We start from the raw sequence: 12,943 nt of genomic DNA on the forward strand, positions 1-12,943 counted from the left end.
TTCATTTAAGGCTTTATTCATTTATTACTTAGGCTCAGTATATTTCTTGGCTCGTTCACTATCTGCATAACCTTTAGTTGTAGGATCTTGCACAATTCCTAGCATTGAAAGAATAACGAGTACAGCATTGATGACTGCTAGAAGCCAAGTGTTGAATTGATCCGTCCATGAGAAATGAATGAAACCTATTTGATTTAATCCGCCTGTAATCAATTGAGCAAGAATTAAAATTTGAGAAAAAAAACTAACGACCCAGGCAGGATTCTTAAATCTTAATTTCCAGTTAATCATTTTATATCCCTCCTACTATAAGATATGTCCTGCATCAAAAGTTGTATAATGAACAAGCCCTTATAAAAGGAGGACTTTCTTTAACTTGCTGATTTTCAACTAGTTAATCACCTAAGTGATAATTGCCATATAATAGCCTGTTTCTTATCCAAGCAATCCGAAGAAAGGGCAAACACAGAGAAATAACGTCGATCTAATTTTTGCAGCTGCTTTTCTGCATTCTATTTGCTCGCTTTCTGTCGGACGTTAAACAACTAATTAATCTGTCCTCGTTTGAAAATAAGAAATTCCCAAGAACCCTATTCTGTATTCTTAATCACTTACAAGCAACTAGCCAACCATCTTTTATGATCTCTTCGTAAACATAGAAATCAGCGGGCTGACATGGCCGTATATACTGCTTAACTGCTTGGCTGTTGCGGTCACCTTTGCCAAATCCATCTTCCCTTCCTGGTCTTGAAGCAACGATAGCAACCCTGCTTTTGGCGGTTGTTGTGGCCCTCGTCCTGGCCGGCGTCTTGGACCAGGTGAATAAGGAGCCATAGGTCGTCTCGGTCCTAAAAACATTAGCATAGCACCTCCTTTTTATTCCTTATTCCATCGTATTCATCTAGTCCCTTTCTGAAAGGGTGTGTACCCCGGGGTTTCAAAAATTGCAGATTACCGGATAGGAACCTTTAGTAAAGAAAAGCATATTCTATTAGATGAATTCACGATTGAAGGAGTGTAGATGTGAGCGTTATTCGAACCGACGAGTGGCTGCTAAATTCCTATAATAGACCTCTGGAAATATGTGAAAAAATAAAGGATTACTTTGATGGGATTTCAGCATTTGAAATTTTTGATTATTTTTCGCTTCACGGGATGTATCGCCAGCCGGTTCAAAACGATTTAGCGTTCGTAAAAAACTTGCAGCGAAACAACGCATGGAAGATCGTTGAACAGGAAGAAAAGCAGCTTCGAGCGAAATGGAAAGGACCTGAAGTCCCAATCTTTATTTTGCCGTCAAACATCCATGAGAAGAGAATACAAGTTGAATCTAATGGAAAATCAGGATTGTCTTTCAAGGATAAATTGTTTTTATTTATTTCAGAACATAATACCGAAGAAGAAATCAAAGCCTTGCTAACCCATGAATACCATCATATTTGCCGGTTAGAAAAATATAAAAAGGATGAAAAAGATTTTACCTTGTTAGACACCATTATTATGGAGGGATTAGCGGAACATGCAGTTCGGGAAAGGCTTGGGGAAAAGATGGTATCCTCTTGGACCGCCTATTATTCAAATAAGGAATTAGAAAGAATATGGCGCCGCATTATCTTTCCTAATATTAACATGCCTAAGTCTCACCATAAGCATAATGCTCTGCTGTATGGCTTACATGTCTATCCGAAAATGGGCGGGTATTGCACCGGCTATTATCTCGTTGGAAACTGTCTTGATGGCAATGGACTGACAACGGATGAATTGATCGATCAGCCCTCTGAAGTAATCGCTAATATTCCTCCCTCCTTATAGCAGAAACGAGCAAGCAAAATAAGCAGAAAGAGTCTGTAAAGCCTATTTTCCCCGACACCTTTCTGCTTTCTTCTCATACACTATATACATCCAGAGAAATATCCTTTATTTACTCTCTTAATGGAGAAAAAGTCTCCCTAATCGGTGGGTGCAACAGTAAATACAATTATATCTTTTTACAACTAAAATCGGATTACCAGAGGAAAAAGGGAAGTAAAACAAGACCAGTAATGGCGCCTAATGCGATTCCGTAGCCGAACCCGGCTCCAAATCCATAGCCATAACCATAACCTCCATAACCATAGCCCCCTAAGTTGCGCGTACCACGAATAGGCCGGATAAATACTCTTTGATTATTCGCATATTGAATAATCCCTCTATGCACTCTTCCGTCACGCGTTCTAATCTCAACAGCTTTGCCTCTATAACGTTGGCAAAGTCCATGGTAACGTTGTATTGACATTTTCTCACCCCCATATTCTAGTGCGCTATATGGTAGTATATGTCTTGCGCCAGTCATTGTAATGGACAAACATAATAGGATATATGTGGAAAAATGGTTTAACCAAAAAATCCTTGTCTATTTTTGATAAATGAGGTAATAAAAAAGCAGAAAATCAATAGAACGATTTTCTGCTTTCTATGTTTTAATTTAAGTAATGAATAAACCAAAACCTCTTATTAAAAATAATGGAGGCTATTTTATTGCTAGACATAGCAGGATAGAGGCATCCTGCCATTTCTAAATATGATGTTGTTTACAATAATGATTCACCAATTCCTCAACCTGATCATGCTCAGCAAATTCTCCCGAAAACTCAAACTTGATCTCCTCTATAAATTCACCTTCCCGATAAACATGGATGGCTCCGTTCTGTTTAATCACGCTGTATTCCGGCACAAACCGATAGCCGTTGCGTTCAATGGCTCCCATGCTGGCACCTCCTTTTCTTTTTTCATTAGTATGACCCGGAAGCCCCTCACTAGCCCATACAATATGAGCTTCTTGGGCATATTAATCGTGAAACACACGCAAAGGAGAAGAAAATATGACGAGAAGAAATAAAATTTTAGTCCCGGAAGCACGCCAAGAACTGGACAAGCTGAAGGCGGAAGTGGCCCATACTAACGATCCGTCTGCAGCCAAATTTGAAGCCGCAAAGGAAGTCGGCATTCCACTGAAAAAAGGATACAACGGCCATTTAACATCAGAGGAAGCTGGCAAGATTGGCGGCCGCCTCGGAGGCTCTATGGTCCGGGAACTAATTAACATGGCAAAGAAAAACCTGGATTAACCGATATGAGGTGAAGAAATGAAGATGGAACGTGTGCTTGAAATCCTGCAATCAGAAAAGGACATCCCTGTTCATTACAAAGGTGTCCCTATCTGGATTGAGGGTGTGGACAAAAATTCATGCTTGGCCACTATCCAAGCTAGAGGAACCCACGACGAAAGCCGGGTTCTCTCCATTGATGGACTAGAGGAAATATAAAGTGCCATCGTTTAGTTTGCTAGCATTATGAATATAAAAAATGGGCTGCTATCTTCGCAGCCCGCTATAGTTTATTTGTGAATCCAGATAGCTCCAGCCGAGTTGTCGTTCGCTTCACCAATGACCTCGAATTTCAAGCCATGATTTGGTACACTGCGGCCCGCATCAGGAATCAACAAATTCATGTACGTTTTCGAATCGTCAAATGCGGTAACCCCGCTTAATCCTTCGTATTCATACATCCCTCGTGTCGGGGAATGAATGGACCAGCTCGGCGCTGTATCTAAGCTGAAGGCAGCATCTGCCACTTGGTAGCGCGTGCTCTGATTAATGCTAGGTTTTCCATTTAACGTCCCCACAATGGCTTCAGGATGAGCATCCACTATTCCTAAGAATCCTTCGCCTGGATGGATGCCCGTCCAATTGTCCATATGGCTTTCATCGCCATACCACACGACTAAGCCTGTATTATAAGCTACCCCCCGGGAATGCATGAGCGCTTTATCAGATCCAGCGTAGTTTCTCCATTCTAAGTAATAGTAGTTGTCCTTTTTAAACGTTCCATTTGACACTTCAAAGCCATCTGTTGTGAATTTAGGCGCACCTTCAGCACCGTCTTCAAAAACTATATTTCCATCGACCGTCAGCTTGGCATTGTCGAGGGCAAATCCGTCAAGAGACAGCCCGCCATCAGTCACGTACTCAAACACCAGTTTTACTTTTGTGCCGGTGAAGGCGCTCAGGTCATAAGACTTGTCCACCCATTGCCCTTTGGTGGACTCGGCGCACGTATCGCCGTCAGTATCTTCATCACCGATTATATCAATCATTACTTCTTGCCCGTCACTCGTAACGGCCTTCACATATAAAAAGTCATAATCGTATTCAATGTCATAATAGGCTTTATAATCAAATACCGCCGTTTTGGCAGCTGTTAAATCAAATTCTGGTGACAGTAAAGTTGTGTAGAGGTCGTCACCTTTCTTGCTATAGTAATATTTTTCACCGAATTGCGGGGCAATGCCCTTAACCGTTTTTTGCGGTAAATTCACTTTTACCGTACCTGGATTTCTCGACTTTGTTACGCTTTGATCCAACACAAAGGCCATCCCGTTCTTATCTAAGTCCTTGTAGCCCACTTCGACCATATTGCTCCAGTTTCCACCCATTACTTTTTGGAAAAACTCTTTGTTTTGAGGAGAGAAGCTCGTTGGTTCTGTGCCAGCAATCTTGCCATTCCAACTGCCGCCGCTCATAATTGACCAAGAAGCAATTGGTTCGCCGTGACCTGTATATTGTGTATCATATTCATCCGGCAATCCCAAATCATGGCCAAATTCATGCGCGAATACGCCAACTGCTCCATCCTCAGGCTGGATTGTGTAGTCAAACGCTGCCATATTGCCGCCCCAATAATCCACTTTTGCCTGTGAACCCTGAACACGATAAACGCCATCCAAAGTCCAGCGATGGGACCAAATCGCATCATCTCCAAGCTTGCCGCCGCCAGCTTCCTGACCAGTTCCGGCGTGAATAATCATTAAATGATCAACAAGTCCATCCGGTTCATTTTGATTACCGTCTCCATCCAGATCATATTGATCGAATTGATCGTATTCGGATAAGTCAATCCCTGAAGCCACTGCTGCATTTAAGGCCTCTTTCACGAGGTCCCGAGGACCCTTTGGATTCATATTATCGTGACCGCCGTTTGGATTGTCGTCCCCATATTCCTTTGCTGTACCAGGGAGCGTTAACCAATCTGACACCGTGCCATCTACCGTATAGCTGCCACCAGATTGCTCTTCGTAAAATTGTTTAAACGTCTTTACTTTATCTCCATTAAATAAAGTAAATTCCTGATCGCCGAACATTAATTTCTCATAATGCTCTCTGTTAAAATTGTCCGCATACATATAGCCATCTTCCTGAATGACATTATTATGTTTGAAATCGCTGAACTCTGTTAACAGAACCAATACTTTATCATGCCGAACATTCCCTTGATAGTTTGCCTGTTTAGCAGAATCAACTTTTACCGCGCCGTTTGGCTTCCCTTTTTTAAAGTTTTCATGCCCTTTATTCAACTGCTTTGCCAGTTTATCTTTTTGCTTTGTCAAAAAGCCCTTCGTCTTTTTATCGAATTCTTCTTGTTCATTGCTGTATTTCTGATGAACCCCAGGCTGTTTTTCACCTTTCTTTTTCTTAATATAGTCCTTTACCGCTTCCTGAATTTCCGCTGAAGAGGCATGTTTCGATAACAGTCCCCGGTCTTGCAAGCTCTTGGCGATTCTCTCTTCGTTAATAATAGTTAAATCAATAGCGGAAGACTCCATTGCCGCTGCCTTCGCAGCCACCGGATGAATGTTAACGCTTACAAAATTACTTGTAAAGATAGCTGATGCTGCAATCGTACTGGCCGCTAAACTTGAAATAAACCTTGAATTCCGCTTCTTCCCCATGTTAACCCCCTGTTAAACTATTATTTTGGTACTCGAAACACTTTGATTATATATCTGTTAATAAATGGTGTAAATGTATAAATAAATCTTTGGATAAAAATGGTTAAATGTACACACGAGAATAGACTGCCAGTTTATCTTTACGGGTATTTATACTAGCTGCAGCATAAGCAAATAGGCTGTATGGCGGTTGTTTATAAATAAGCAGAACAGGCAAACAGGGGTGTGTGACATGATTTCAAATTGAAGAAAATTTATTCGTATAGATAAGTTGAATAATTAATCCTATAATACATATCCTATTCCTGCTTAGGAGGTGAAATTTAATGACTAATCAAAGAAATAATCAAAACCAACAAAATGACAAAAGTGTCGCAGAGAGCATTAAGAACACAGCAGGCTCTGCATTTGAAACAATGCATAATGCTTTAGAAACAACTGAAAATGTTGCAATGAATGCTGTTGATGCAACTAAAAATGCCGCAAACAATTTAACAGGCAATACAAAAAACAATCAAAACAAACAATAATGAATGAAGATTAAACGCCATTTATCTGGCGTTTTTTCATTTTTGCATACATTCATTTCAAACACGGAGAAATCAAATGACTCTTATTCAGGATAAATTAATACACTATATCTTCTTAACAGCGTTCTTCAACTAACGTGCTCCGTTAGCTCACTAAGAAATATACTTGTGTTTGTATGTAATTATATGTATAAATTTAGAGCATCTTTATTTTAATAACCATGTTTTAGTTCCATTGTTTCAATAGCATTATTATTTTTTATATAAAAAGAGCGCCTATACCTTTTATTTGGTATAGCTGCTCTTTTTACTGTTATATAGGTCTCAACTTACTTTTACTCTTATTGCCAGCTTGATCTTGAACGTAAATTGTCAACGTTGACCCTTCTTTTGTGCCTTAATTTTTACATTGCAGATTCCTTTTTTATCTATCGTTCCTTGTCCGAGCTTGTTCTTTCCATTGTAAATATAAACTGTTATTTAATAATATCGCTATAGGAATAAACACCTTCTTCGCTTTTTATCTAGACTCCTGCTTTTTTATCCCTTATAATCACTAGTATATTTCTAAAAAACGAACATTAAGGTGAAAATCATGAAAAAATATATGGAAGTTTTCCAAGGTACTGCTTTTTCCAGTAAGTCTCCTAAAGAAGTTCAAATTTTAAAAGACCATCTTTTCTGTGTTAACAATGAAGGGATCATTGAAAAAGTCGTAGCGCCAGCAGATGCGGATTATCAAGCATTGTTAGCAGCTTACGAAGGAGAGGAGAGCTTTCATCGTTTAGCGGAAGGCCAGTATCTCTTACCCGGATTTGTTGACTTACATGTTCATGCGCCGCAATGGGCTCAATCGGGAACAGCCTTAGACATTCCGCTCTATGATTGGTTAAACACGTATACCTTCCCCATTGAAGCTAAATTTTCAGATCTTGACTTTGCCAAAACGGTTTACAACGATGTAGTCAGCACCTTGCTTGCTCATGGAACGACGACAGCACTTTACTTTGCGACTGTGCACAAAGAGGCGAGTTTGCTGCTGGCTGAAATATGTGCCAAGAAAGGGCAGCGCGGATTAGTTGGAAAGGTCGTGATGGATAACCCGGAACAAACTCCTTCCTATTACCGTGACGCCGATACGCAAACGGCGCTGGCCGATACAGAGGAATTTATTGTAGCAGTGAAAGAATTAGCGAAATCAACGAAACAAGGGGTCTACCCGGTCGTAACACCACGCTTTATTCCAAGCTGTACCGATGACACGTTAAAGGGCTTAGGGAAATTGGCGGCCAAGTATGATACCCATGTGCAATCACACTGCAGCGAAAGCGACTGGGCTCACGGTTATGTAAAAGACCGATTCGGCAAACACGATGCTTTTGCATTGCATGATTTTGGCTTATTGCGTGATAAATCGGTCATGGCCCATTGCAACTTCTTAGATGATCACGATGCCGAGCTATTTGCTGAAACCGGAACGGCGGTTGCTCACTGCCCAATATCCAACGCTTACTTCGCCAATAGCGTGATACCTATCGCTCACTTTCATTCTAAAGACGTTGAAATTGGGTTAGGGTCCGATATTTCCGGCGGTTTTTCACCTAGCCTTTTCGATAATGCCCGACAAGCAGTAATCTCATCGAGAATGTTAGAAGATGGAGTCAATCCCGCTCTTCCTGCCGAAGATCGCGGTGTCCCGCAATCACGCATTACTATCAATGAAGCCTTCTATTTAGCAACAGCTGGCGGCGGCGAAAGCTTAAGCTTGCCAATTGGCCGCCTGCAAGAAAATTTCGCATGGGACGTACAAATCATTGATACGAAAACGGCAGCTGCCAAACTGCCGATCTTTGAGGCAAATGAAGACTTGCATGACGTCTTTCAAAAAATAATGTATTTGGTCCGTCCGGAAAATATCCAGGAAGTTTGGGTTCAGGGTGAGAAAGTGCATTCACGTCAGAAATAAGTTAATTTTCTTGCCATATGAGGAGGCCAATACCATATGTTTGGCCTCCTGTTCAATTCTTCTCATTCTTTCAATCATCTGCCGAAAAAAGGCTCTAAATAGACGTCTGTCTTGTATCTTTATTGATTAATAAGTAAGGTCAAAGATTAAGCTTTTTGCTGCTTGGCCCTTCTGACCAATTTGCCGCCATCATAGAACCTGCCGTTTTCTACTACATACTCTTTAGCTTCAGCCGAAGAAGGGATTTTACCCACTGCTTTCCACGTATGAAAGTACGACTTTACATTTCCGCTATAAAAAACCCAACTAAAAAACCTCCTCGAAAAATTATGGAATCCCTTTGTTCGAAAGCGGTTCATTAACTTGGGATCTTTCCATACAGTCATCGTTTGACCTACGCCGCCTTGCATCTGTCCTGTTAATTCCGCGTAGAGGAGATTTTCATTTTTAACTAGAGCTTTCATAATAAACTGATTCAATATCCCATTGATCATTAACCGCGGAATATTAAAGTTTTCACCCCTCGTAACAGATATAACGGCCCCTTTTGGCACCTCTATGTCTTTATTCCCTAATGTAAAGGTAGCGCCGTATTTATTGTTTGGATCTTCATGCTTTACCCATTCTCGTTTCATTTCTTCACCCCTAATAGTTTCTTGTAGTACAATACTACCAAAAAAATGAAAAATTCGTACAATTTTCTTAAAACTTTTAATGTCCATTGAGCAACAAAAAAGAGGAAGTGAATCATCACTTCCCCTTGTACTGCTTCCTATTCATTTGCTTGTGACAGCTTTTGGCTTATCCTTTAATGGCAATGGATCAACACTTTGATCATTTGCTGTTAAATCAATGCCGTAATCTTTTGCAAAAACCATGTATGTATCGACAAGCACATCTTCTTTCTTTTCGTCTAAAGTGAACACTCTAGCGCCACGCAGTCTATTTCTTTCTGCTCCCGAAAGTCCGTAAGCACCGAACCCGCAATTACCTCCATAGCCAAGCATTACCCCATAATAATTTCCCGCATATGTGTTGATATGGTCGTGTCCACAGAAGACGCCCTTTACATCACCACGGTGCAAAATGGCAGAGAACATGCCGCTATTGATTGGTCCTGGACATTCATCTTCATTTCTTTCCCCGGTGATGCTATGCTTTTTCACCGCAAGCGCATGCTTCGCTTCAGACATTTCCTCTTTACTGGCAAACCACATATACCGATGCTCCCATAAAGGAATATGCATGAACATCAAGGACGGCACTTTGCGATTAAATCGTTTTTCTAATTTCTTAGACATTTCATAATACCAATTCACTTGATCAAAGCGCAGCCAATCCCAATCCGGATAACCCTCGAAATTTTGTCCGGCAATTTCATCTGGAGCATATCTTCCGCTATCTAGTAACCATAAGTTAAAAGCAGGTGTCGTTCCCTTAGAATTATTAATCAACAGATGGGAATTTCCTGTTCCTGTTAACCCTTTTTCACTAGGCTCGTTCATATTGTGAGGGTATGACATATAAATCTTAAGCATCGCGGCCTCATCAAGCCCGTTTTTTGGAGTGGAATCTTCATCATGATTTCCAAATGTCACCGCCCAATGAATCTTTCTCTGTTCCATTGGCTGAGCAAGATTGTTAATTGCTTGTTTTACTTCCAAAGGCGTATCAGGCCCACTTGCCAACATATCTCCATTGATCACTACAAAGTCAGGTTTTTCAGCGTCTAAGACTTTCTCCATTAACTGAAGGGTTCTGCGATCAATCCGTTCATCGTCCTGCGGGTCATTAAACTGCACGATTTTAAATTTTCCGTCAGGATTAAATTTTAATTTAGCCGTTTGATGATCGTTAGCAAGGGCGGCCGTGCTGCCAAATAAATCTCCAGGCAGTCCACTAGACGCAAGCGTTAAAGCAAGTGTACTCATTCCTCCAATTTTGATAAAACTTCTTCTGTCTAACCCTTTGCTCATATCTTGATTACTCATTTAGAATACCTCCACCCATTTTTCCTAGCCATCCAATAAAGATGTGTTCTCCATCTTCCCGCTTTTGATCATAAACTGCCAATATTAGCAGAATATGAATTCGAGTCAAAAGATAAGTAAAGAAAACAAAAAGATCGAAGAAAACAAAGTCTCCCTAAATTCGGAACCGCAGCCTTCCTAAGAAGGAGGAATCATCGTTTTCATAGTCAAAAAGACAGACGAACCAGTGAATATCTCTTTTGTTTTACCAAATATTTTTGAAAAATTAACGTTATTGAAACCCTTTCTTTATAATCCATTTTTATAATGAAGGAACAACAAGAAAATGGTAGAAATGTGGGAGAGAGATATGAATAAGTCGTTAATGTCAGAAAGATATAAAGTCATTTTACGAGAATTGGATATGAAAACGAGAGTTAGTGTCATCGACTTAGCTTTAAAACTAAACGTAACACCTGAAACGATTCGGAAAGATTTAAGCGCACTTGAAAAAGAAAAAAAATTGCGCAGAATTCATGGCGGTGCCGTTAAATATGTAGGCGTAAGCAATGAGCCTGACTTCAATCACAAAGTTAGTCTTGCGCATCATCAAAAACAATTAATCGGAGAAGCGGCGGCCTCTTTTATCAAGGACGGCGAAACGATTGCGCTGGATGTCGGGTCCACTACCTTACAGATCGCCAATTCCATTAAAAACGTCCGAAATGTTTCCATTGTCACCAACTCTTTAGCGGCAGCCGTGACGTTAAATAATCGACTAGAAGCGAATCTGTTTAGCGGAAAAGTTATTGTCATTGGAGGAACATCGAACCCGCGGCAGCGTTCCATTAGCGGTTCCATCACCAATCAACTGCTAGAACAATTCTATTTTGATAAAGCGTTCATTTCCTGCGGTGGAATAAGCCGGAACGGAATCTGTGATTTCGATGTAGAGAAAGCAGCGGCCTCTTCGATCATGATTAAGAAAGCAAAGCAAGTATACGTTGTCGCCGATTCCTCTAAATTTAATCAGAGCGCCTTTTTTCATATGGATCGCTTATCATCCATTGATGTCGTGATTTCAGACCAGGACATGCCAATACAGTGGGCAAAGTATGCGAATATTGGAAAATTGGATTGGGTGAAGGCGGATGAAAGGATGTATGTTGATTGATGAGTTGCTGCCGCTTTTTTAGTTATAAGATAGAAGGCTAAAATAAAAAACAGTCCTTGAGGTCAAGGGCTGTTGGGTATGATTCTGACTGGGTTTGGGCTAGTGACCTCTGCCATTTCAACAAAATCAGTAGAGGACCATTCTATTATATTCAGAAATCAGAGAAATTAACTATATAAGTATGACTCAAGCTTTCAACATAGCTAACGCTCCAATTAGCTGGAGCATCTAGACACTTGCCTAGATGCTTCATAAATGAACGGATGGATGCACAAATCTCTTTTTATGTGGCGTAAAACAGATTGACGACCACGCTGCCTTTTAGCCAACCTTGCATAAGCTCAACCGCATTGAGTTGGGAAGAGTACGGCGGCAGGAAAAGCAGTGTAAGCCCGGTGGCCCTTCTTTTTCCAAAAAGGCTCCAACAGCTTCGTGTGATGAATTCAGCTATTGTCCAAAATCATGACCAGCTCTTTTTGAAAGGCTTCCTGTTTCTTACGGTCTGCACGCTTTAATATATACGCCGGGAGAGTGCGGCTGAAGCCCAAGCGTTTCAGCATTTTGCCAATGCCTACCTGAGTCATCGAAATCGAATAGTTCTCTTCCAGGGCATGTTTCAAAATGCAGGTATCCCAGCTTGATTCATAGCCATAGCCTTCTTCAGCCGATGTGCTATGCTCAATCATCCGTTTCACTTCGACTTCCTGATCTGGTGACAACAGAGAGGGGCTTGTCCGGAGAGGAATCGCGGTGAAGCAGCGCTTCCATACCGCCTCGGTTAAATTTTTTGATGTAGGCGGAAACTGTATCGCGGTGAACATTCAGAAGCCTGGCGGCGAACGAAGAATCACTGGAACGGTTTCTCGTCTCCCAGTTTGACCAATACAACCAGCGTTTCGTCAATCGCTGCTACTGGGGATTCCATCAGGCGCGCTTAGAACTAGCGCGATGTCTAAAACAAAAAACTAGAGAGAGTTTAATAAGAAAAAGCATTCTTTATTTACATAAAATTATTAACGGCCCTCGGCAGGTGACAAGTGCCAGACACCTGTTACTTTGAAATTAAATTATTTATTCATAAAAGCTTTGATTTCTTCTTCCGGCATGGATGAATCGCATTTTACGTTTACTGTGTCACCATTAGTAAAGATAAAACCCGGAACCGTTGGAATGTCGTATTCCTTACGGAAGGCCATAATCCCTTCTATATCAGATTCTTCCACACTATCGACATAATAGATATGAGCATCAGTTTCCTCAGCAACTTTTTTAAGTTTTTTAACGAAATTTTGACAATAAGGACATACAGCCTTGCCAATATAGATAATGGCTTCGCCTTCCCCTTTTACTAATTCCTGTGCTTTTGCAGAATTAATTTTATCAAAACTAGCTACATTTTCTTCATAAGTAGTAACCATCACTCAATCTCCCTTCTCTAATGTCATTATTGTACAACAACGTGTAAATAATCAAATAAATTATGCTTACACTTTTGAATGTCGAACCTTATCGAAAGCTGGTGTAAAACACAAAAAA

General features: G+C 40.7%; 16 protein-coding genes. 6 read left to right on the forward strand and 10 right to left on the reverse strand.

All coding sequences use genetic code 11. The annotated features are described in order from the left end of the window. Positions 1-24: 24 nt before the first annotated feature. Both A8F95_RS11915 and A8F95_RS11920 read right to left on the reverse strand, forming a co-directional pair. Positions 25-291 carry a phage holin gene (locus tag A8F95_RS11915; RefSeq protein ID WP_065410701.1) on the reverse strand — a complete coding sequence of 89 codons (267 nt, stop codon included), beginning with the start codon at positions 289-291 and terminating at the stop codon, positions 25-27. A 345-nt stretch (positions 292-636) separates the two neighbouring features. Further along, positions 637-858 carry a YppG family protein gene (locus tag A8F95_RS11920; RefSeq protein WP_065410702.1) on the reverse strand — a complete coding sequence of 74 codons (222 nt, stop codon included), beginning with the start codon at positions 856-858 and terminating at the stop codon, positions 637-639. A gap of 165 nt (positions 859-1,023) precedes the next feature. On the opposite strand from A8F95_RS11920, the gene A8F95_RS11925 reads away from it, so the two are divergent. Next, positions 1,024-1,812: a DUF2268 domain-containing putative Zn-dependent protease gene (locus tag A8F95_RS11925; protein ID WP_065410703.1), complete on the forward strand. Its 789-nt coding sequence runs from the start codon at positions 1,024-1,026 to the stop codon at positions 1,810-1,812. A 193-nt stretch (positions 1,813-2,005) separates the two neighbouring features. On the opposite strand, the gene A8F95_RS11930 is transcribed toward A8F95_RS11925, so the two are convergent. Both A8F95_RS11930 and A8F95_RS11935 read right to left on the reverse strand, forming a co-directional pair. Then, a complete protein-coding gene (locus tag A8F95_RS11930; RefSeq protein WP_065410704.1) occupies positions 2,006-2,275 on the reverse strand; it encodes a hypothetical protein in 270 nt (89 codons plus the stop codon). A 279-nt stretch (positions 2,276-2,554) separates the two neighbouring features. Further along, a complete protein-coding gene (locus tag A8F95_RS11935; RefSeq protein ID WP_065410705.1) occupies positions 2,555-2,746 on the reverse strand; it encodes a YbxH family protein in 192 nt (63 codons plus the stop codon). A 115-nt stretch (positions 2,747-2,861) separates the two neighbouring features. On the opposite strand from A8F95_RS11935, the gene A8F95_RS11940 reads away from it, so the two are divergent. Then, positions 2,862-3,107 (forward strand): alpha/beta-type small acid-soluble spore protein, encoded by a 246-nt coding sequence (locus A8F95_RS11940; RefSeq protein WP_065410706.1) that lies wholly within the window; start codon positions 2,862-2,864, stop codon positions 3,105-3,107. 18 nt (positions 3,108-3,125) lie between these two features. After that, the gene (locus tag A8F95_RS11945) at positions 3,126-3,305 is read left to right on the forward strand and encodes an H-type small acid-soluble spore protein (RefSeq protein ID WP_065410707.1); all 180 of its coding nucleotides are present in this window, start codon (positions 3,126-3,128) and stop codon (positions 3,303-3,305) included. 71 nt (positions 3,306-3,376) lie between these two features. Here the strand turns inward: A8F95_RS11945 and A8F95_RS11950 are convergent, their stop codons facing one another. Beyond that, positions 3,377-5,767 (reverse strand): immune inhibitor A domain-containing protein, encoded by a 2,391-nt coding sequence (locus A8F95_RS11950; protein ID WP_065410708.1) that lies wholly within the window; start codon positions 5,765-5,767, stop codon positions 3,377-3,379. Positions 5,768-6,093: 326 nt separating this feature from the next. Here A8F95_RS11950 and A8F95_RS11955 point away from each other — a divergent pair, with 326 nt between their 5' ends. Together A8F95_RS11955 and guaD are read left to right on the forward strand one after the other, a co-directional pair. Then, positions 6,094-6,297 carry a hypothetical protein gene (locus A8F95_RS11955; protein ID WP_065410709.1) on the forward strand — a complete coding sequence of 68 codons (204 nt, stop codon included), beginning with the start codon at positions 6,094-6,096 and terminating at the stop codon, positions 6,295-6,297. Positions 6,298-6,892: 595 nt separating this feature from the next. Next, complete coding sequence (guaD, locus tag A8F95_RS11960) at positions 6,893-8,263, forward strand: guanine deaminase (protein ID WP_065410710.1); 1,371 nt, start codon at positions 6,893-6,895, stop codon at positions 8,261-8,263. 146 nt (positions 8,264-8,409) lie between these two features. Here guaD and A8F95_RS11965 read toward each other — a convergent pair whose 3' ends face one another. Both A8F95_RS11965 and A8F95_RS11970 read right to left on the reverse strand, forming a co-directional pair. Further along, complete coding sequence (locus tag A8F95_RS11965; RefSeq protein WP_065410918.1) at positions 8,410-8,898, reverse strand: hypothetical protein; 489 nt, start codon at positions 8,896-8,898, stop codon at positions 8,410-8,412. A gap of 141 nt (positions 8,899-9,039) precedes the next feature. After that, on the reverse strand, positions 9,040-10,254 hold the full coding sequence (locus A8F95_RS11970) for a metallophosphoesterase family protein (RefSeq protein WP_065410711.1): 1,215 nt from the start codon (positions 10,252-10,254) through the stop codon (positions 9,040-9,042). 349 nt (positions 10,255-10,603) lie between these two features. On the opposite strand from A8F95_RS11970, the gene A8F95_RS11975 reads away from it, so the two are divergent. Further along, positions 10,604-11,407, forward strand: a complete 804-nt coding sequence (locus A8F95_RS11975) for a DeoR/GlpR family DNA-binding transcription regulator (RefSeq protein ID WP_065410919.1) — start codon at positions 10,604-10,606, stop codon at positions 11,405-11,407. Between the two features lie 443 nt (positions 11,408-11,850). Here A8F95_RS11975 and A8F95_RS11980 read toward each other — a convergent pair whose 3' ends face one another. The 3 genes from A8F95_RS11980 to A8F95_RS11985 form a co-directional block, all read right to left on the reverse strand. Further along, positions 11,851-12,126, reverse strand: coding sequence for a helix-turn-helix domain-containing protein (locus tag A8F95_RS11980; protein ID WP_245671282.1), 276 nt, complete (start codon positions 12,124-12,126; stop codon positions 11,851-11,853). Continuing rightward, positions 12,086-12,295: a helix-turn-helix domain-containing protein gene (locus A8F95_RS23405; RefSeq protein WP_176713679.1), complete on the reverse strand. Its 210-nt coding sequence runs from the start codon at positions 12,293-12,295 to the stop codon at positions 12,086-12,088. Before A8F95_RS23405 ends, A8F95_RS11980 begins: the two co-directional genes overlap by 41 nt. A gap of 179 nt (positions 12,296-12,474) precedes the next feature. Beyond that, a complete protein-coding gene (locus A8F95_RS11985; protein WP_065410712.1) occupies positions 12,475-12,825 on the reverse strand; it encodes a DUF6568 family protein in 351 nt (116 codons plus the stop codon). Between the last annotated feature and the right edge of the window lie 118 nt (positions 12,826-12,943).

Source organism: Pseudobacillus wudalianchiensis, from assembly GCF_001685015.1.
In the GTDB taxonomy this organism is placed as follows: domain Bacteria; phylum Bacillota; class Bacilli; order Bacillales; family Domibacillaceae; genus Pseudobacillus; species Pseudobacillus wudalianchiensis.